At 64.0% G+C, this 19,792-nt stretch carries 17 protein-coding genes; 6 read left to right on the top strand and 11 right to left on the bottom strand.

Going from position 1 to position 19,792, the window contains the following annotated elements; genetic code table 11:
* The first annotated feature begins 87 nt into the window (after positions 1-87).
* Both AC1TQG_RS07215 and AC1TQG_RS07210 read left to right on the top strand, forming a co-directional pair.
* Positions 88-2,772 carry an HAD family hydrolase gene (locus AC1TQG_RS07215; protein ID WP_482136246.1) on the top strand — a complete coding sequence of 895 codons (2,685 nt, stop codon included), beginning with the start codon at positions 88-90 and terminating at the stop codon, positions 2,770-2,772.
* Positions 2,759-3,814 (top strand): class I SAM-dependent methyltransferase, encoded by a 1,056-nt coding sequence (locus tag AC1TQG_RS07210; RefSeq protein ID WP_482136245.1) that lies wholly within the window; start codon positions 2,759-2,761, stop codon positions 3,812-3,814. Before AC1TQG_RS07215 ends, AC1TQG_RS07210 begins: the two co-directional genes overlap by 14 nt.
* Before the next feature lie 265 nt (positions 3,815-4,079).
* Here AC1TQG_RS07210 and AC1TQG_RS07205 read toward each other — a convergent pair whose 3' ends face one another.
* The gene (locus tag AC1TQG_RS07205; RefSeq protein ID WP_482136244.1) at positions 4,080-5,360 is read right to left on the bottom strand and encodes an HNH endonuclease signature motif containing protein; all 1,281 of its coding nucleotides are present in this window, start codon (positions 5,358-5,360) and stop codon (positions 4,080-4,082) included.
* A 199-nt stretch (positions 5,361-5,559) separates the two neighbouring features.
* Here AC1TQG_RS07205 and AC1TQG_RS07200 point away from each other — a divergent pair, with 199 nt between their 5' ends.
* A complete protein-coding gene (locus AC1TQG_RS07200) occupies positions 5,560-6,414 on the top strand; it encodes a TIGR03621 family F420-dependent LLM class oxidoreductase (protein ID WP_482136243.1) in 855 nt (284 codons plus the stop codon).
* A gap of 10 nt (positions 6,415-6,424) precedes the next feature.
* On the opposite strand, the gene atzF is transcribed toward AC1TQG_RS07200, so the two are convergent.
* The 5 genes from atzF to AC1TQG_RS07175 are packed head-to-tail and all read right to left on the bottom strand — an operon-like array spanning position 6,425 to position 13,242.
* Positions 6,425-8,086 (bottom strand): allophanate hydrolase, encoded by a 1,662-nt coding sequence (gene atzF / locus AC1TQG_RS07195; protein ID WP_482136242.1) that lies wholly within the window; start codon positions 8,084-8,086, stop codon positions 6,425-6,427.
* Entirely contained in the window at positions 8,083-10,086 is a 2,004-nt protein-coding gene (locus AC1TQG_RS07190; protein WP_482136241.1) for a 5-oxoprolinase/urea amidolyase family protein, read from the bottom strand. Before AC1TQG_RS07190 ends, atzF begins: the two co-directional genes overlap by 4 nt.
* A 4-nt stretch (positions 10,087-10,090) precedes the next feature.
* Positions 10,091-10,780 (bottom strand): urea amidolyase associated protein UAAP2, encoded by a 690-nt coding sequence (locus AC1TQG_RS07185; protein ID WP_482136240.1) that lies wholly within the window; start codon positions 10,778-10,780, stop codon positions 10,091-10,093.
* The gene (locus AC1TQG_RS07180; protein ID WP_482136239.1) at positions 10,780-11,640 is read right to left on the bottom strand and encodes an urea amidolyase associated protein UAAP1; all 861 of its coding nucleotides are present in this window, start codon (positions 11,638-11,640) and stop codon (positions 10,780-10,782) included. Before AC1TQG_RS07180 ends, AC1TQG_RS07185 begins: the two co-directional genes overlap by 1 nt.
* Before the next feature lie 39 nt (positions 11,641-11,679).
* The gene (locus AC1TQG_RS07175) at positions 11,680-13,242 is read right to left on the bottom strand and encodes an amino acid permease (RefSeq protein WP_482136238.1); all 1,563 of its coding nucleotides are present in this window, start codon (positions 13,240-13,242) and stop codon (positions 11,680-11,682) included.
* Between the two features lie 214 nt (positions 13,243-13,456).
* Here AC1TQG_RS07175 and AC1TQG_RS07170 point away from each other — a divergent pair, with 214 nt between their 5' ends.
* Complete coding sequence (locus AC1TQG_RS07170; protein ID WP_482136237.1) at positions 13,457-14,071, top strand: TetR/AcrR family transcriptional regulator; 615 nt, start codon at positions 13,457-13,459, stop codon at positions 14,069-14,071.
* Positions 14,072-14,157: 86 nt separating this feature from the next.
* On the opposite strand, the gene AC1TQG_RS07165 is transcribed toward AC1TQG_RS07170, so the two are convergent.
* The 3 genes from AC1TQG_RS07165 to AC1TQG_RS07155 form a co-directional block, all read right to left on the bottom strand.
* A complete protein-coding gene (locus AC1TQG_RS07165; protein WP_482136236.1) occupies positions 14,158-14,817 on the bottom strand; it encodes an NADPH-dependent F420 reductase in 660 nt (219 codons plus the stop codon).
* An 80-nt stretch (positions 14,818-14,897) separates the two neighbouring features.
* The gene (locus AC1TQG_RS07160; protein WP_482136235.1) at positions 14,898-15,572 is read right to left on the bottom strand and encodes a response regulator; all 675 of its coding nucleotides are present in this window, start codon (positions 15,570-15,572) and stop codon (positions 14,898-14,900) included.
* Complete coding sequence (locus AC1TQG_RS07155; RefSeq protein WP_482136234.1) at positions 15,569-16,828, bottom strand: sensor histidine kinase; 1,260 nt, start codon at positions 16,826-16,828, stop codon at positions 15,569-15,571. Before AC1TQG_RS07155 ends, AC1TQG_RS07160 begins: the two co-directional genes overlap by 4 nt.
* Positions 16,829-16,977: 149 nt before the next feature.
* On the opposite strand from AC1TQG_RS07155, the gene AC1TQG_RS07150 reads away from it, so the two are divergent.
* Entirely contained in the window at positions 16,978-17,382 is a 405-nt protein-coding gene (locus AC1TQG_RS07150) for a VOC family protein (protein ID WP_482136233.1), read from the top strand.
* On the opposite strand, the gene AC1TQG_RS07145 is transcribed toward AC1TQG_RS07150, so the two are convergent.
* Positions 17,361-18,398: a sigma-70 family RNA polymerase sigma factor gene (locus tag AC1TQG_RS07145; RefSeq protein WP_482136232.1), complete on the bottom strand. Its 1,038-nt coding sequence runs from the start codon at positions 18,396-18,398 to the stop codon at positions 17,361-17,363. The two genes, AC1TQG_RS07150 and AC1TQG_RS07145, sit on opposite strands and share 22 nt — an antisense overlap.
* Before the next feature lie 56 nt (positions 18,399-18,454).
* Positions 18,455-18,931, bottom strand: a complete 477-nt coding sequence (locus AC1TQG_RS07140; RefSeq protein WP_482136231.1) for a nucleoside deaminase — start codon at positions 18,929-18,931, stop codon at positions 18,455-18,457.
* Between the two features lie 45 nt (positions 18,932-18,976).
* Between AC1TQG_RS07140 and AC1TQG_RS07135 the strand changes: the two genes are divergently transcribed.
* Positions 18,977-19,780 carry a DUF72 domain-containing protein gene (locus AC1TQG_RS07135; protein WP_482136230.1) on the top strand — a complete coding sequence of 268 codons (804 nt, stop codon included), beginning with the start codon at positions 18,977-18,979 and terminating at the stop codon, positions 19,778-19,780.
* Positions 19,781-19,792: the final 12 nt, after the last annotated feature.

Genomic DNA, 19,792 nt, shown 5'->3' with positions numbered 1-19,792 from the left:
AGTCATTCGCGCCATGAGTGGGTTGCGTCACTAGGATGGGCTGGACCCAGACGAACACGATTGGACAGAGCCCTGATCAACGAAGTGATGGAATCCGACAACCAGGTGGTGCGTCGCGGCCGGACCACCCTCTCAGACGTACAGCAGATGCTGCAGGACGGATCATGTTCTGTCCTATCGCTGGACATCTTCGACACGGTGTTGTGGCGGCGGGTTCCGCGGCCGACCGATCTGTTCGCCGTATTGGGTGAACGGCTGGCGAGAGAGGGCGCCTTACCGTCGTGGGTGGATGCCGCCACCTTCCGCCGGATGCGGATCGTGGCCGAATCGGATTCGCGGGAGCGACGGGGAGCACTCGGCCCCGAGGTGTCGATCTATGACATCTGGCGTGAGATGCCCACCGCGATCATGTTGGCAGGCGACATCGACTACTACGTCGAGGCCGAGATCGCCGAGGAATACCGGACCCTGGTTCCGGACCTCGACATCGCGTCGGTGATCAACACCGCTCACACGCACTCGATTCCGATCGTTCTGGTGTCCGACACCTACTTCCTCCAGGAACATCTCGACCGCTTTCTCGACCAGCCGGGTCTTGAACCGCTCAAGTCCGCGAGGTTCTTTCGCTCGCATGAGCACGGTGTGGACAAGGCCGAAGGTCTGTGGAAGATCGTGGTCAAGGCGCTGGGCGTGGTGCCAAGCCAGATCGTGCACATCGGCGACAACAAGCGTCCGGATGTGACGGTGCCCGGCAAGTTGGGTGTCCGGACCGTGCACTTCACGCGAATCGGTGAGCGATACGAGCCGATCTTGCGCCGCGAGCGCAGCCCACTCGGACCGTTTGGTCCCAGCGCGCCTCGTCTGGATCTGACGCAGGGCGACTTCGGCATCACGAGCCTGCGCGCCAAGTTGATCGAGGATGCGCAACTCGATGCCGTCGCGCCCGATGTGGCCTGCACGTGGCGTTACGGCGCATCGGTGCTCGGACCGGTGCTCACCGGCTTTGCCGAATGGGCCGCGCGCCGGGCTCACGAAGAGGGCACCTCGACGCTCTGGTGTCCGATGCGGGAAGGGGAGATGCTCTCGACCCTGATCAACAACGCTGCCCGCCAACACGGCTTCGATGTCACCGCGAAGCCGGTGTGGTTGTCCCGGCATCTGACATCGGTTGCGGCACTGGGAGTCGTCGATCAGGACAGCATCCACAAGTTCATGCGGCGCCGTCACGGTATGACCATCGGCGGCTTGCTTGGCATCCTCCAGCTGCGGCCCGGTGACGTCCCGGCGTTGTCGGCGCGGCTCGGCACGGTGCTCGACAACGGGATCATCGCCGACGACGTGGCCACCGCCCTGACCGAGTCTCCGTCGATACGCAACCGGATCGCCACCACGGCAACAGCCACCCGAGAACGGCTCCTCGCGCATCTGCGGTCGGTTGGTGCACTCGACTCGACCGATCTCACGCTGGTGGATCTGGGGTGGGGCGCCACCATCCAGAGCCAGCTGGCAACGGCCTTGGAGCTGGCCGGGATTCCGATCACACCGGCAGGCCTGTACCTCGCGACTGACACGCGCAGTACCGCGGTCGCACTGCGTGGTCTGCGTCTGGAAGGCTATCTCGGTTCCGCCGGTGAACCCGTCGAGATCGTCGGCCCCCTCATCCGAAGTCCGGAGGTTCTGGAACAGGGGGTGAGCAGCCTCTGCGGATCGCTGCTCGACTTCACCCCTGAGGGCGAACCGATCCTCGGACCGATAGCGGGTTCGGCAAGCCAGATACACGCGCGCGCAGCCCTGCACGAGGGTGTTCACGCGTTCCAGGGCGAATGGATTCGCTACGCCTCGGCGTTGTCGGAGTGGCCGGCGTTCAACGGTGGTGAGGTGCCGCTGCTCGGTAATATCCTGGCGTCGTCCATCATCTCGCCCACTGCTGACGAGGCCTCGGTCTTCGGCGCGTGGGAGCACGAGGACAACTTCGGCTCCGATCTGGTGAGTCATGTTGTCCCGGTGGATCTCCTACCCGCCGTCGGGTACATGTCGCCGGGGGATGTCACTGACCTCCTGATGCGGGACTCTTTCTGGCCGCAGGTTCTGGCGGCAACGGATCCGAAGCTGGCCGCAGCTGCCGAGGCCGTGAATTCGGGTGCCGTACCGGCCGAGGTCTTCGAACCGGACGACCCGGGTGGCGAGACTGTGCTGCGTTTCCGGACCGGCGACGGCAAGTGGCATGACGGACCGAAGGTTCCGTTGCGGATCAACCGGAACGGATTGTCGTTCGCGCGCTTGAACTTCGAGGCGTTCGACGCGACCGACATCTCGTTGGCGATCCCGGGGCGTCCGGCGCTGGTGCGGGTGGACTGGATCGAGGCCACCGTCACCGCAGGCGGACATCGGTTGCCGGAACCGCTGCGCTGGGAGCATCCCGGGGACTTCTCCGGCCTGGTGTACGCGGAATCGACGTGGCTGGGCGGCAATCTGGTCGAGTTCCACGCCCCACATTCGGCGCTGTGGATACCGTTGGCCGCGCGGGCCGGTGCTCCGGTCAGTACCGCTCAGGTCACCATCGCGTTTGCTGTTCTCCCGCAGTCGTTGTCGGGCCTGCAGCATCGACCGCCACCCGGACCGCGACTCGCCAGGTTGACCGCTCGCGCCAAGGAAGAACTGCGGGCGGGTGGGCCGCTGGCATTGGCTGCCGGTGTGGCCCGCATCGTCACTCGCGCCGGGAGTCCGCCACCTCCACCGAAGGAAGAGGACGACGACCGTGACGACACCTGAGTTCGGGGATCGAGGCGATCCACATGCCCAGGCGCGGAATGCGCGCAGGGCTCCACTGCTTCTGCACTCATTGACCCTGTTCTCCGAGGTGATCGGCCGCGTCTTCGCGGCGGCGCGTCCGGCGATCGTGGTGGAGGTGGGCGTCGAATCCGGCGGCGCGAGTTCGATCTACCTCGAGCGCGGTGCAAACGACGTGTACTGCATCGAATCGAGTCCGACCGAGGAGATGCGAAATGCTCTGGCGGATAACCCCAATCTCCACCTGGTGGAGGGGTTCTCGCCGGAGATTCTCGACGGTATACCGAGTGGCGATGTCTACGTACTCGACGGTGACCACAACTACGCCACCGTCCGTGCCGAACTCGACTGGATTCTGGCCAAGGCTCCCGACGCGATCGTCATACTTCATGACGTCTTGTGGCCCTGGGGTCGGCGAGATCTGTATTACGACGCCGACGCGGTCGATACCGAGGCTGTTCACGAGCACGGTGATGACGGGCCCACGGTGTGGCACGACGAGGTCACTCCGGCGGGTTTCGTCGGTCTCGGTCAGTTCACAGTCGCCGTCGAGGCCGGGGGTGAGCGCAACGGCGTGCTGACCGCGGTCGAAGACGCACTGGCAGCGCAACCGTCGGGTACGCACGAGTTCGCTTTGGTGCCGGCAATTTTTGGACTCGGGATCATCTACCCAACCGGAGACGTGGAGCGCGCGGAGCGTCTCCGTGAGGCGCTCGAACCCTATAACAATTCGCCGTTGCTGGCGGCCATGGAGAACAATCGGATTGCGCTGTACACCCGCGTTCTCGCCATGCAATACGAGATGGCCGAGGCCGCCGTCAATCGCGACGAACTCGTACACCAGCTCGAGCAACAGCGTGCGCAGCACAGTGACGAGATCGCCGACCTCCAGCGCCGACACGACGAAGAACTGGCTGCACTGCGGGCCAACCCACCCATTTCGATCCGCAACGTGACCCGACGTGCCGCGCGGAAAGCAGTTCGCGGCGTGCGTGGCGTCGGGCGTGGCAGACCTTCGCGGTAGGACTGTGCCGCGTGGCGGCCGCCTGTGCGAAAATGCCTCAGCAGCAGGATGTTTCGCTCCCGAAATCGTGGTCGACCACTGCGCTGTCATGCGAAGCTGTACCACCATGTCCCGGCCGGCCTGGTGAGAATCGCGCCAGTGCGCGTTTACCAGGCCGGGCCGGGATCTGATGGCCCCGGGGGTTCACTATTCAGTTGTCAAAGGTCCTGCAGTACACAGGGTTCAGCCTGTGTTGCTCGGTCTTGCGGTTCGGTGCCCCGCCGTCTTATGCGGCGGTGAGTTCGGTGGTCAGGGTGCGGCGGGCGTGGGATCGTAGTTCGGTGGTGGTGCCGGGTGCGATGAACCAGGGATGGCCGTCGTGGCCCAGGAACACGGTCCAGCCGTGGTGGTGGATGTAGCGGTGGTGTCGGCGGCAGAGTAGGACCATGTTGGTCAGGCTGGTGGTGCCGCCGTTGCGCCAGAAGTCGATGTGGTGGGCGTCGGTGTAGACCGCGGCGCAGCCGCATCCAGGGAACGCACACCCCTGATCGCGGGCGATCAACGCTTTGCGGATCGCGGGGGTGACGGTGCGTTGGTCGCGTCCGACATCGAGTGGCACCGACTCACTGTCGAGCAGGATCTTGGTGATCACCGAATCACAGGCCACCATCTGGGCGGTGGGTGCTGAGGCGGGGCCGGTCCATTCGAATTTTGGCGCCATGGCCGGCGGTGTGGGACCTGGGATACCGCGCAGCTGCAGTTGTTGCAGATATTCCGGCGAGACTGTCACCGTCACATGTGGTTTCGCCCCGCCCCGGGTGGGCCGGTCTTCCTGATCGAAATACGAATCCAGCAATCGTTCCAGCGCATCAGCCCGGATTTGGCCTGTGCTCCGCGGATCCGGCGAGCCGTCGGGTTCAGGTACCGGCCTGCACAGTGGATCGAGTGCCACCGCCAGCTTTTCGCCGAGCAGACTATCGAGATCGAGGGTGCCGTGGGTGCGTCCGTCATCGCCGGTTCCGAATGACAACTCGTTCAAATCATGGTTTTCGGCGTCCGGGATCTCTTTATCCGGCGGCGATAACACCAACGCCATATGCCGTGCCCGTACCGATACTGCCGCCGGCGTCCCCATCAACGCTTCGGTCAGTAGTCCGCGCTCACAATCGGCACGGTCAGTAGCCGGGAGTTCTGGATTGCGACGCTCAATATGATGGAGCCCCTTCACAATCGCATCCACGTGCTCACCGGATAGTTGTCCGTCGATTCCGTAATCGGCAATCGACGGAATGTCGCTGAGTGCCTTACCTACTCGCACATACCGGTGTGCGACGGTCGGCGCGACACCTGCGTCCCGTAATAGTTTGGCTGTGGACCCCACGCCCCTTTTCTGTGCGATCCGGCGCTTATCGACCTCGCCGACGAGACGGAAAAGAACTTGCTCCACAACATGATTGAGTCGAATAACTGCCACCGTTCGTGAAGATACCTGCGCATCATCACCGGCGACCAAAGCCGCATCCCCTGCCAGATCGGACAACCTGGCGAACGTTCCCCCGAAGTCCATGGCCCAATTTTACTCGTCCCATCGCATTCGCACAAGTGTTCGGAGTAACTGATCCCGTTGTACTGCAACATCTTTCGCTAAACTCACGTTCGCGGTCCATTAGTGTAATGAGGGGTACTGACATCAACGACCTTCTGAAGTTCTCGGGCTGCCCGCCACCGCCGTCCCAAACTCCATTCTCTTTCGATATGGTGAGAAAATGGGTACAACGCGTGAATTCCGTTTCGGTGTGAATCTGCTGGGTCGTGGCAGCGCGGATGATTTTCTGGCGGAGGTGCGTGATGCCGAACGATGTGGCGTCGATGTGATCTTGTTGCCAGACCACCTGGAACTCGGGGCGCCCTTCCCCATGCTGTCCGCCGCAGCGGCGGCCGCGCCCACCGTCCGGGTCGGCACGTTTGTGCTCAATGCCGGCTTCTATCGACCGGTACTGTTGGCCCGGGACATCGCCAGCGTCGATCAACTCAGTGGTGGACGGTTCGAGATCGGTCTCGGCGCCGGCTATGTGGAGAATGAGTTCGAGTCTGCCGGAATACCTTTCGGGACTCCTGGGCAGCGGGTGCAGCATTTGCGGGAGATGGTGCTGGCACTGAAAGACCTTCTCGGCCGCGACGACCATGAGCCTCCGTCGGTGCAGATTCCGCCGCCGATCATGATCGCCGGTACCGGAGACAAGGTTCTCACCCTCGCGGCGGAGCATGCCGACATCGTCGCCATCGCCGCAGTGGCCGACGACGAGATGCTGGCCGAGCGTGTTGATTTCATCCGATCCAAGGCCGGTGATCGGTTCGATCAACTCGAGATCAATCTGATCATCTTCGATCTCGCCATCAATCGTGACCCCGACCTCGATGTCCTTCGCAGCCATCGGCCGACGGATACCGATGCCGAACTCCTGTCCCTGCCAAACGGATTGCACGGCAGTCACAGTGAGGTCGTTGCGCGCATCCGGGAACTGCGGGACAGGTTCGGGGTCAGCTACATCACGCCGATCGACCCGCCCGCCGCCGATATGCAGGCGTACGGGCGGGTCATCTCGGAACTGCGGGGTTAGTGCGGAGTGGTCAGCGCTCCAACCAGTGTGTCGCGGTGAGTGGTTCGGCATCGGCCACCGAGTCGTGGCTGCATCCGAAGCCGACGGTCCAGCGACCGTCGGACAGTTCTACCGGCCCCAGTGTCATCGGTGCGGGCAGCTCTGCGAGGAATTCGCCGAGGGCTGCCGGTGACAGGGTCCAGAGTTCACCGCGGATGGACTTGCCGTGTTCGCTGTCTCGAACCAGTCCTGGCTTGGCGGGTTGAGTGTCGAGTGCGACCAGACGATAGTCCGGTGCGGTCGCGGCCTCACCCGACCAGCGGGCGCCACGACTGGTCAGCTGGCGGTCCAGTGGCTGTCCACGAAGATGGGCCCCGACAACAAACACCTCGGTGGCGTCGGCGCCGGCCCGCTCCGGCCAGGATGGACCGGTGGCAGGCAGGCTGCTGCCGATGCGCCCGGCGATGTCGAGGGCGACGGCATCGTCGTATGCTCGTCCGATCACGGTGATCCCGAACTGCGCTGTGCTGCCGTCCGATTCGATCACTTCTCCGGCCGGGACCGCCACGGCGCACATGTCGAACAGGTTGCAGAAGTTGGTGTACGTGCCCATCGTCGCGTTGACACCAACCGGATCGGCAGCCACCTGCGCCAGTGTCGGATGCATCGGGGCAGTCGGAACCAGGAGTGCCGTCGCGTCGCCGAGCGTCTCCAGTGCGCGGACGCGAAGCTCCTCGACGCGTCGACGGTCGGCCAATAGATCAGTTGCCCGGAAGCGATCGGCATCACCGATGATGCCGGCCACGGTCGGATCGAGGCCGTCCGAATCCTTGGCGGCCGAGATGAACTCGCCGACAGCGTCATAGCGCTCTGCCACCAGCGCTCCCTCGTACAAGAGTTTGGCGGCGGCGAGGAAGTCGTCGAGATTGATGCGCTTGACCGCGATGCCTGCCGACTCGGCCTGCCCGACGGCCGCTTCGAATGCGGCCTGCCAGTGTTCATCCAATGCGGGCAATGTGTCCGGGACCGCAACCACGGGCTGCTCGCCGGCCGCGAAATGTGTTTTGGCGGGCCATGTTCCGACGTCGGACATGACGCCCATCGCACGATTGGCGAGATCGAGGTCGGCGGCGAGGATCGTGACACAGTCATAGCTCGCACACGCAGGCACAACGCCGGTGGTGCTGACCACGCCCAGCGTCGGTTTGATGCCCACGATGCCCTGCAATCCGGCCGGTACGCGGCCGGATCCGGCTGTGTCGGTGCCAATCGCGATGTCCGCGAAGCCCAGGGCGACGGCGACTGAGGATCCGGAACTGGAACCGCCGGAGATCCGGTCGTCACGGCGGGAATCACGCACCGCTCCATAGGGACTGCGGGTACCGACAAGCCCGGTCGCGAACTGGTCCAGGTTGGTCTTGCCGATGACGACCGCGCCCGCTGCCCGGAGTGCGGCGACCGCAGCGGCATCGACGTCGGGCAGGTACTCGTATCCGGGGCAGGCGGCGGTGGTCGGGAGGCCGGCCACATCAACGTTGTCTTTCACTGCCAGGACAACACCGGCAAGCGGACCTCCGGCGGCCAAAGATGCGGTGTGTTCCCGGGTTACGTCGGCTTCATCGCGCAGTGTGATGAAGACTTCGGGGCGATCGGCCGCGGCGATGGCGGCGTAGATCTCGGTGATGCGGCTCATGCCACCCTTCCTGTTTTGATGGCGAACTCGCCACTGTCGGACCAGCGTCGACGTTCTTCGTTTCGGGCGATCTCCATCGACGTTCGCTCGGTGGCGATGTCGGCGGAATTCTCCTCGAGATACTTCTGATGTTCGGCGAGTGAGAACGTTCCCTGCTCGATCTCCACCCGGCCGCGTCCGGCGGCCGTGTCGGCCCGCAGGTCGAGCAGTTCGTCTGCGCTCACCGGGTACCACCTGATCTTGTCGAAGAAGCGCAGCAACCACGGGTGCTCGGGGTCGAACCCTGCCGCCTCCAGAGGGTGTCGATGATTCCACACTTGCGTCGTGCGCCCGACGAACTGGTAGCCGCCGGGGCCTTCCATACCGTAGATGCACATGTAGGCGCCGCCGATCCCGACCGCGTTCTCCGGTGTCCATGTGCGTGCCGGGTTGTATTTGGTGGTCACCAGTCGGTGGCGAGGATCCAGTGGCACCGCAACCGGGGCACCGAGATACACATCGCCGAGGCCGAGCACGAGGTACTCGGCGTCGAAGACGATGCGATGCACGTCGTCGACCGAACCGAGTCCGTTCATACGTCGGATGAACTCGATGTTCCACGGGCACCACGGGGCATCCGAACGGACTCCGAGCATGTAGCGCTCGATGGCTTCCCGCGTCGCCGGGTCGTCCCACGAAAGGGGCAGGTGGACGGTGCGGCTCGGGACCACCAACTCCGATGCGGCCGGAAGCTGGGCCTCGCATTCGATCAGCCAGTCCAGCAGAACTGACTGCCGCAACTTGGTCGGATCGACCTTGACCTGCAGCGATCGGATGCCCGGGGTGAGGTCGATGAGTCCGGCCGGACGGTCCGCATCGATCCGTTGGGCGAGCGCATGAACCCGCGCCCGCAAGGCCAGGTCGAGGGTCATCTCGCCGTACTCGACCAGGATGTTGTCGTCGCCGCTGCGCCGGTAGGTGACCACGGTGCTGCCGTCGGCGGTCATGGTCGATCCCAGGACACCGTTGTCGAGATCGCCGCCGGATGACAAGACGACGCTGATGTCGGAGCGGCGGGCCGAACCGAGGTCGGCCGGGCTGGCGGTCTCGGCTGAACGGACGGGGACGAAGCGCACGGTGTTGCCCGGCTTGAGTTGGCCCATCTTCCAGCGATCGGCGGTGGTGATGGTGACCGGGCAGACGAATCCGCCGAGGCTCGGGCCGTCGGGACCGAGCAGGATCGGGGTGTCGCCGGTGAAATCGAGGGCACCGACGGAGTAGGCGTTGTCGTGGATGTTCGATGGATGCAGCCCGGCTTCGCCGCCGTCTGTCCGGGCCCAACGGGGCTGTGGGCCGACGAGTCGGACGCCGGTCCGATCGGAGTTGAAATGGACTTCGTAGGGCGTGTTGTAGAGGTCTTCGATGTCTTCGACGGTGAAGAATTCGGGCGCGCTGTGCGGGCCGACGGTCACCGCGAGATGCCAGTTGTCGGTGAGGGCCGGCTTCTCCTCGTTCAGGATGCGCCGGGGTGCACTGACCAGATCGGCACCGGCGCAGGTGAGCGTGTCGCCCTCGATCAGTGGACGGCCGTCCTTTCCACCGAACTTGCCGAGTGTGAACGTGGAACGGCTACCCAGATACTCCTGTGCGTCCACACCGCCTGCGACGGCCACATAGACCCTCATCCCGACCGGTCCGGCAGCGCCGATGTCGAGGACCTCGCCGGCCTTCACCGGGATTGGCACCCACTGCGGCATCGGGGTCGAACCCACGGTGACAATCACCGGTGCACCGGTCACCGCCACGACGGTGTCTTCGGCAAAGGTCAGCCGCGGGCCCATCAGGGTGCACTCGAGTCCTGCTGCGCCCTCGGGATTTCCGACCGCGACGTTGGCCAACCGGAAGGACAGGTCGTCCATCGGTCCGGATGGGGGGACACCGACCTGCCAGTGCCGGATGCGTCCGGGCCAATCCTGGATGGTGGTCTGCGGACCTGCGCGCAGCACCGAGATCGTCGACATTGCTTCAGACGCCTTTCGAAACTGCAGCCGGCCGGGTCACGATCACCCGGACAGCGGTGGGGTCGAATCCGTTGCAGGGGTTGTTGATCTGCGGGCAGTTGGAGATCAGCACCAGGGTGTCGATCTCGGCGCGCAGGGCCAGTCGCCGCCCCGGCGCAGACAATCCGTCGACGATGCCGAGCGAACCGTCGGCGTCGACCGGCACATTCATGAAGAAGTTGATGTTGCCGACCAGGTCGGCCTTGCCCAAACCGTGTGGCGCACCGCCGATGAGGAAGTTCTCGACACAGGCGTGTTGATGCTTGGTGTGGTGCCCGTATCGCAGCGTGTTCGATTCCTGTGAACAGGCGCCGCCGACCGTGTCGTGATTGCCGACCTCGTCGGCCACGATGGTCATCATCGGGGCCCCTTCGTGATCCCGGATGACGCTGCCGGTGGTCAGGAAAATGTTGCCCTGCGCGGCGATCGTCGCCTGGGCGGAGTATCTGACCCGATGATCGTCGGCGCCGAAGAAGAGGGTGTCAACGGCCTGGTTGCCATGCAGGTCGACCATGGTCAACACGTCGCCGGCAGCCACGACACCCGACCATGGTGCGCGATCTCCGATCACGTGGTCGGCGATCACCTCACCGGCGACCAGGGCCAGCTCTGCGGCCGATGTCGTGGCGGCGGCTGCTGTTGCGGTGGTGGACATCAGATGGTCCTTTCGAAATATGCAGCGTTCCAGGCGTCTTCGGAGTTGAGGACCGCGCGCTGGTATTCGGGGGCGGTGTCATCGAGCCCGGCAACAGCGGCGTCGAGGTCGGCGGGTGCCTTCCAGGCCAGCACCTCCACCGGCCCGACATCGAACGTCGGGGAGGGGTCGAGGGGATGGGCGGTGTTGACAATGGCAACGATGCAGGGCAGATGGAGCACCAGGTCGACGTACTTGTCCTGTCCAGCAGATCCTTTGGAGGTGAGCGAGCCGTCCGCTTCGACCACGACACTGTGGAAGAAGGAGATCGACGGCACCACGTCGGTGGGGGTGAGTCCTTGTTTGGCCGCGGCCAGTGTGAACAGCTCCCGGCCGGCCGGGGAGTGCGAATGGACCTCTCCGGCACCATATTTCTCGGTATTGGTCCTGAGTGTGGTGGTGCCACACAGGGCATCGTGGTGGCCGGAGGTGTCCTCGACGATGGTGGCCAGCGCCCGGCCCTGATCACTGAGCAGGGGATGGCCGGCGCCGAGGTACGCCTGCCACGGCACCTTGACCGTGTCGGCGACGTTGAGTCTCTCCCAGGGGGCATCGGCACGCCAGAGCAATAGATGCGCACATCCCGTGCCGGTCACGTCGCGGAGTCGTAGCCGCGTACCCCGTGCCAGTACCTTGACGCTGTAGCGCCCACCGGGAATAGTCTCGGCCCACGTCATGTCCTGCGGCGGGACCTGTTCCGGGATCGCCGGCCAGGCCGAGGCGGGAACAACCGGCATGGAGTCGGTGATGGCCTGGGCCTGAGCGCGGGCATGCTCGCGGGCGCCCGCTGTGGTTCCGGTGGTGGCTCCGGTTGTGGTCATGGTGAATATCCTTGTGCAGTAGGTAGATTGAACGTTCTGCTACTTGGAAGCTGCAGCTGACGGCGCCGGGACCGGCATCGGATGCTTCTTGCCGTGCGGGAAGCAGGCGATACCGACGATGATCGCGGCCACGATGCAGATCGGGCCTGCCCACTTGAGGATCGGCATGTCACCGGCCGGATCGAAGATCTCTTCGCGCGGCCAGGCAAGGTTGATCACCATCAGGAATCCATAGACGACGGCAAAGATATTGATCGGAATCCCGAAGCGTCCCAGGTTGAATAGCTTCTTACCCTCGTTGTCAACGGGGACGTCTTCACCGGGCCAGCCCTTGATCCGGCGCCAGAGCATCGGACCGGTGACGGACAGATAGGCGAGGTAGATCAGGATGATGCAGACGCTGGCCAGGGTTGCGAAGATCGCGGAGTTGCCGACGTTGACCACCAGCACGGCGATGCACAGGACTCCGATCAGGATCGACGGGGCGATTGGGGTGCCGGTCTTCGGGTTGACGTGCGCCAGGATCTTGGAGGCGGGCAGCCGGTCGTCACGTGCCATCGAGAACATCAGTCGTGAACACGCGGTCTGAATTGCCAAGGTGCAGATGAAGATCGCGATGACCACGTCGCAGAGCAGGACCTTGCCCCAGAATGACCCGAGGACCGAGTCGAGGACGTAGGGGAGACCGCCGACGGCGAGTTCTTCACCCAGGCTGGGTGCGGCCATCAGGGCGCCGAGCAGCATCAGGCCGCCGCCGATCGCAGACACCGTCAGTGCCAGGCGGATGGTGCGTGGAGCAACGCGGCGCGGGTTCTTGGTCTCTTCGGCGAGTTCGCCTGCAGAGCCGAATCCGACCATCACGTAAGCGGCCATCAGACCGGAGACGATGAATGCCCAAATGTAGCCGGGCTGTTCGCCGGGGATGCCGGTGTCGAAGACGACGTCGGGTCCACGCTCGGCGTGGGTGAACAACGCCAGGATCACCGCGATCACACCGACGATCTCGCAGGTGACGCCGATGTTGTTGATCCGGCTCATCCAGTTGACGCCGATGCAGTTGATGAAGGTCGTGATGACGAGCAGGATCGAGCCGAGCAGGACCGCGTTGGATGCTCCGCTGGTGCTGGTCAGAGCGGCGTCGTCGCCGATGATCTGGAAGCCTTCCCAGATCGACGGCATGACCACCTGCAACGCGATTGCCGCGGCAGACGCGGTGACGATCTGCGCGAGCATCATGAACCAGCCACCGAACCATCCGATGACCTCACCGCCCATGCGCCGCGCCCACTGGTAGATGGCGCCGGAAATCGGGTATCTGGCAGCGATTTCGGCAAAACAGAGCGCGACGAGGAACTGGCCGACGTAGACGATGGGCCATGTCCAGAAAAATGCCGGCCCGCCGAAGGAGAAGCCGAGACCGAAGAGCTGGAAAATCGTGGTCAGGATCGATACGAACGAGAATCCTGCCGCGAAGGATGCGAAGGTCCCCAATGACCGGTGCAACTGTTGGGTGTAACCGAAGGCAGAGAGATCGTCGGAGTCGCCGATCTGCGAGGCACTCCCGGCGCTCGGCGCCGAGGGTGGTTGCGCTGTTGCGGTCATGGCGGGTCTTCCTGGTCGTGGGCGCTCCGGCCCGATGAACCTGTCGAGTGATAGATAATCGTGCAGCGATTTCTATCGGGTGACAGGTTTGTTACCGGGGTGCTACCACGTGAAACAATTAGGTTTCGCAAACCACACTGCGTCGCAGGTGGGGGGCTTACGCTGGTGATTCGTTCCGCCCGAAAGAGTTCGGGCGACAGTAGGGTAAGTGCTTGTGAGTCAGATTGCGGCAGGGCCGGGGCGCCCGAGGTTGGTGGAACAGCGCCGCCGTGGGGCAACCGCGCGCGACGAGATCCTCGACGCTGCAGCTGAGTTCTTCACGACGCGCGGGTACTCGGGTACGTCCACCCGGATGATCGCGGAGGCCGTCGGAATCCGGCAGGCCTCGCTCTACCACCACTTCAAGACCAAAGACGACATCCTCGAGGCGCTCCTGCAGGACACCGTGATCGCGCCGCTCGAGCAGGCGACCGCGTTACTCGATGCCGACGGATCAGCGCTGGATCGGCTGCAGCAGTTGGCGCGCTTCGATGCCGGACAACTTGCCCGCTCTCGCTGGAACCTCGGTGCGCTGTATCTGTTGCCAGAGTTGCGGACCGAGCGGTTCGCCGAGTTTCGTAGTGCCCGAAGCGACTTGGCGCGGATCTACGCACAGCTGGCCGGCGAGGTGCTTGGTAACCAGACCGATCCCCGCAGGCACTTGCCGTTCCGGCTCGTCGAATCGGTAATCAGCATGCGGTCCGACGAGATGGTCGGCGCGCTGGGGGCGGATTCACTCGAGGACTTGGTGTCGGTGCTCGTCGAGAGCGTCGAGCCGGTGCTCACCTAGGACCGCGAGTCGACAAAAGCACACAGTTCAGTCAAAAGCACACGTTCGAACGTGTGCCTTTGACCGAACGGTGTGCTTTTGTGGGATCAGGCGCGCCAGTCGGCAGTGCGTTCCGGGGTTGCCTGCGCGAGTGCGTCTTTGGTGGCTTCGGCGTCGAAATCTTTGCCGTACACCGGGGTTCCGGGCTGTTGGCGCCACGACTGCGCCAAGGATCCGGCGTCGACAGGATCGAAGCCGAGTTCGTCGATGAGGACCGACACGATCTTCTTGCCCTCGGCGTCATCACCGGCGATGGGTAATGCGATCCGGCCGGCGGTTCCGGGCGGGGTTCCCTTCTGCAGCAGATGCTTCCAGTAGATGCCGTTGAAGACCTTGATGACGGGCTCGTTCAGAACCTCTGAGACCCACACGCTTTCAGGGGTTCCGTCTTCGATGGCAGCGATCTTCCCGTCGCGTTGCTGCGGGTAGTAGTTGTTGGTCTCGATCACCGGTGCCCCGGGCTTGCGATTTGACACGATTCCCGGTGCAAGGTCAGGTGCGTTCTTTTGGGGAATACTCACGATCACCAGATCTGCATCCCGGGCGGCGTCCTTCGCCCATACTGCTTCAGCGCCGGTTTCGGTGGCCAGTTCGGCAAGGGTCTGCGGATCCCGCGAATTGGCGACGCGCACGTCGTGACCCAACTGCGTCAGGCGACGCGTCAGCGTTCCGCCGATGAAACCTGCTCCGATGATCCCGATTCTCACTGCTGACCCCTTGCGTTGATGGACGACTTGTGTGGGGTTCAACCTGCATGGTCACCGGATCATTCCGCTGCTTTTCGGCACTACAGCACCTGGTCGGGCAGTGCATCGTGCACGAGAAGAGCGATCTGAACTCGATTGTTGAGTCCGAGTTTCTCGAGAATGTGGGAGATGTGTGTCTTGACGGTGGCGACGGAAACATGGAGGCCGGCTGCGATCTCGGCGTTGGACATACCGCGGGCCACAGCGACCGCCACCCGTTGTTCTCCGGCCGTCAACTGTTCGAATTGTTGTGTGCCCCGGCTGTTCCGAGCGTCGTGCTGGGTGTAGCGCTGGATCAGTTTGCGGGTGATGGCGGGTGAGAGAATCGGCTCGCCTGCGGCCACTTTGCGCAGTGCCGCGATCAGATCGGGTGGTGGCGTGTCCTTCAACAGGAATCCACTGGCGCCCGCCCGCAGCGACCGCAGCACCAGATCGTCGGTGCTGAAGGTGGTCAGCATGATGACGTGCGGAGGGTGGGGCAGGGCACGCAACACTGCGGTCGCATCCAGCCCGTTGAGCTTCGGCATCCGGATGTCCATCAGGACCACGGTCGCGTCGGTCTCGCGGACGAGTTCGGCCACGCCGGCTCCGGTTGCGGCCTCACCGACGATGGTGATGTCTGGCTGACCGGTCAGCATCGTTCGCAATCCGGCACGAATCAGCCACTCGTCGTCGATCAACAAGAGCCGGATGTCCGTATCCAACCCGTCGCTCACCTCGGGCATTCTTTCTCCCACGGCAGCCGTGCGGTCAGCACGAAGTTCCGGTCGATGATGCCGTGGTCGAGCGTCCCCCCGGCCAGCGTCACGCGTTCGTTCAAGCCGACCAGCCCCGAACCGGCTCCGGGGATCGATGGCTGCGGCAGGTCCGCATTCAGCGGCTGCGAGATGGTGACCGTCAGCCCTAACCCGGGTGACCCGCCGATCCGGACGGTCACCGGCACAGCTCCAGCATGCTTGCGGGCATTCGTCAGACCTTCCTGGACGATGCGGTAGGCCGCGCGACTGACCACGCCGGGCACCTTGTCCACATCCGCGATGTCGATTGTCGCCTTCACCTGACTTCCGGCCAGTTCTGCCTCGTCGAAGAGCTCTCCGATAGTGGCCAGAGCCCTGGTCGGCGCGGCGAGATCGTCGTCGGTCTCCTCGCGGAGCATGCCGATCACGTCCCGCAGATCGACCAGCATCTGATGGACTCCGGCGCGGATGACACCGGCGGCGCGGCTGATCTCCTCCGGTGTGGCGTCTGGTCGGAACTCCAGCGCACCCGCGTGGACCGAGAGCAGACTCATCCGATGCGCGAGTACGTCGTGCATCTCCCTCGCCAGTCGTTCGCGTTCGGCGGCCCTGGCGTGCGCGATCCGCTCGCGTTGCTCGGACTCGATATTGCGTGCGAGTTCGGCCAGCGAGATGAGCAGCTGACGACGATTGCGCACCATCGTCCCCCAGCCGAGCGCCGCGACGGTGAGCAGCACCGAGAACGCCAGGACCACGGGCCAGGAGTCCTGCTCGGCATCGGGGTATAGGAAGTAGTTCGACATCGCCGCGCCGATCCCGAGTGCGCCGACGGACAGGGAATAGCGCAGCGGTCGGTGCACAGCGAGCGAGAACAGCGCCAGGAACGCAGGTCCGGTGATGAACGAGGCAAACCCGGATGCGACGGTGAGGATCAGTGCGATCGCGACGGGCCACCGACGGCGCCACACCAAGGCGATGCAGCCGAGTAGGCCGACAACGATGTCGGCAACGAGGAGCGGACCCCAATTCTCGAGACGACCACCAATCGTGAGACTGCCGATCCCCGCGGCGAGCAACACCATGACCACGTCGATCGTGATGTCGCGGCTGGTGCGTCGACCCATCAGCGGATGAGGGTCGGCCTCGAGGGTTTCGCGCACTGCACCGGGCACCCATGCCGGACGCGCGGGCAGGCTGTCCCAGCCGTTGCTGGGTGGTGCATCGGCGCGGCTCATCCCTCGATGTTCTACGGCCACGATCGGCGACGCATCAGGCGAAAGTCTGAATAGTCGCCGCGAAGCGGTGCCCGCGATTACTTTTCGGATGGGTAAGAGTCTGCACTACTGAATTATCGACCAGAACACCCAGATACGGAGTACCCGCCATGTCCCGCATGATGTTCCTGAACACCACGGCCACCGACATCCCCGCGACCCGAACGTTTTTCGCCGGTCTGGGATTCGAGTTCAACGAGACGTTCAGCGACGAGAACACGCTGTCCCTGATCGTCAACGACCTCGCATTCGTGATGTTCCTGACCCCGGCCCGGTTCGAGGACTTCATCACGGGTGGGATCACCGACACGAGCAAGGACCGGGAGGTCCTCATCGCCGTGTCGGCCGAATCGCGCGAAGCCGTGGACACCTTGGTCGACAAGGCACTGGCAACCGGTGGATCGGCCTGGATGGACCCGCAGGATCACGGCTTCATGTACGGCCGCAGCTTCCTCGATCTAGACGGACACGTCTGGGAGGTCTCCTGGATGGATCAATCGGCGATCGAGGGCTGAGTAGCAGCCGCCCGGGTTGTCGGCGATGCGGTGGCCGGCAACCCGAATCGGGCAAAATCTTCGACCATCGTTTCGGAGAAGAACACCACGACATGCGCGACACCGCCTCGGATGATGTCGAGAACCTGCAGCTGAAAAGGGCGGTGTACGCCATCCTCTGGATCGCGCATGTACAGCCCGAAAGCAGGCTGACCATTGGCGGTGGTGGGAAGCAACACCATGTCGTCGGCCTTCTCTGCCGGACAATTGTGTTCGATGAGACGGCCGATGACAGCCGGGCCCTGGTACCAGCCGGTGAACGGCGGCATCTCCCAGATTGCCTTGTCGGTGAAGAGCGCCACGATGGCGTCGATGTTGTAGGTCTCGAAGGCCTCGACCCACTTTTGCAGCATTTCTCGCTGCGCCCGGTCGTCGGGTTCGGTGACGGAATCGCGTTCGGGTGACACCTCTTTGAGCTGGGCCCGCGCCCGTTGCAGCAGGCTGTTGACCGTTGCGGTGGTCAAGTCGAGGGTTTCGGCGACCTCTGCCGCCCGCCACTGCAGCACATCACGCAGGATCAGCACGGCCCGCTGACGTTCGGGCAGGTGTTGGAGCGCAGCGATGAAAGCGAGTCGAATCGATTCGCGGGCTCCGACGATGGTGGCCGGGTCCGCGGTCTCGGAGAGAGTCTCATCGGAGTCGGCAAACGGCTCGAGCCAGGGGACCTCGTTGTCTTGCAGCAGCGGAGCCTCTGGATCGTACGAATCGCCACCGAGGCCGGAAGGCAATGGTCGACGCTGCTTGGAACCCAGTGCGGTCAGGCAGGTGTTGGTGGCGATCTTGTAGAGCCACGTGCGGACCGAGGCGCGGCCGTCGAAGTTGGAGTACCCACGCCAGGCCCGGATCAAGGTCTCCTGGAGCAGGTCCTCGGCGTCGTGGTGCGAGCCCATCATCCGATAGCAATGCGCCAGCAATTCACGGCGGAACGGTTCGGTGACTTCCAGGAAGTCGGAGTCCGCTGACGTCTCAACAGTCATGTGGCACAGATTACGGGAGCAGTCGGACACCGACCAGCCCAAAAAGGCAGGATCGGTCAGTTGTTCCAGAAACCTTCATGTACCTCGGCGGCCTCGGGCATCGGGACCGGACCATGTACCGCGGTGGGCCGCTGGCCGGCCGCGAAGACCTCGCGACAGGGCAACGCCATGGTCGGATTGAGCTCATCGGCCCCGGTGATGGTGGCCAGGTCGGCCTCAGACAGCGCATATACGACGGTTCCGATACCGGCCCAGTAGACCGCGCCCGAGCACATCGCACAGGGCTCGGCCGAGGTGTACATGGTCATCGTGGCGAGTTCGGCGAGTGTGAACCGGCCCGACGCCATCCGGGCGAGATTGGTCTCCGCATGTCCGGTCGCGTCCCTTCCGGTTTCCACGGTGTTCTGTGCTTCGAAGACAACTTCTCCCGTGCTGGTGGCCAGCAACGCGCCGAAAGGATGATTTCCGGATTCACGGGAGAGTCGGGCCACGGCCACGGCTCGGCGCAACAGGTGGTCGTCGATATCGGTCATGGATATAAGTGTGCCGGGTGCGTCCTCTGGTGTAGTGGTTGAGGGGTGATTCGAGTCGGGACTTCCGGGTGGGTGTATCCGCCATGGCGAGGTGAGTTCTATCCACCTGGTCTGGCGCAGCGTCGCGAACTCGAGTACCTCTCCCGCACCTTGAATTCGGTTGAGATCAATGGTTCCTTCTACTCGTTGCAACGCCCTACGAGCTATCGGAAATGGGCACAGCAGGTTCCCGACGACTTCGTGTTCGCGGTGAAGGGACCGCGGTTCATCACGCATATGAAGCGCCTTGTCGATGTCGATCAACCACTTGCGACGTTCTTGGCCTCGGGCGTGCTGGCGCTGGGGCCCAAGCTCGGACCGGTGCTCTGGCAGCTGCCCCCGAATCTGCCCTTCGACCCGGAAGTGATCGCCGCGTTTGCCGATCTGTTGCCCCGGACCACCGCGGAGGCCGCGACGATGTCGCAGGGCCACAGCGACAAGGTCGACGGACGTGCCTGGACAACAACCGACGCCGATCGCCCATTGCGGCACGCGATGGAGGTTCGGCACCCGAGCTTCGACACACCGCAGGTTCCAGAACTCTTGCGGGAGAAGAACATCGCACTGGTCTTGGCGGATTCCGCGGGCAAGTTCCCGGTCATCGACGAGGTGACCGCGGACTTCGTGTACGCCCGGCTGCACGGTGAGCACGAGCTATACACCAGTGGATACACCGACGATGCCCTCGACCGGTGGGCGTCGCGTTTTCGGGAACGCGCGGCCGGCGGCGACGTCTATGTCTATTTCGACAACGACGCCAAGGTGCGTGCGCCCCACGACGCGCGGGCACTGCTCGACCGGCTCGAGTGAGGCACTCGGGTA

This window comes from Williamsia sp. Y844 (genome assembly GCF_056786475.1).
Note: the sequence above shows the minus strand (reverse complement) of the source record. Positions and strands in the feature narration are given on the sequence as shown.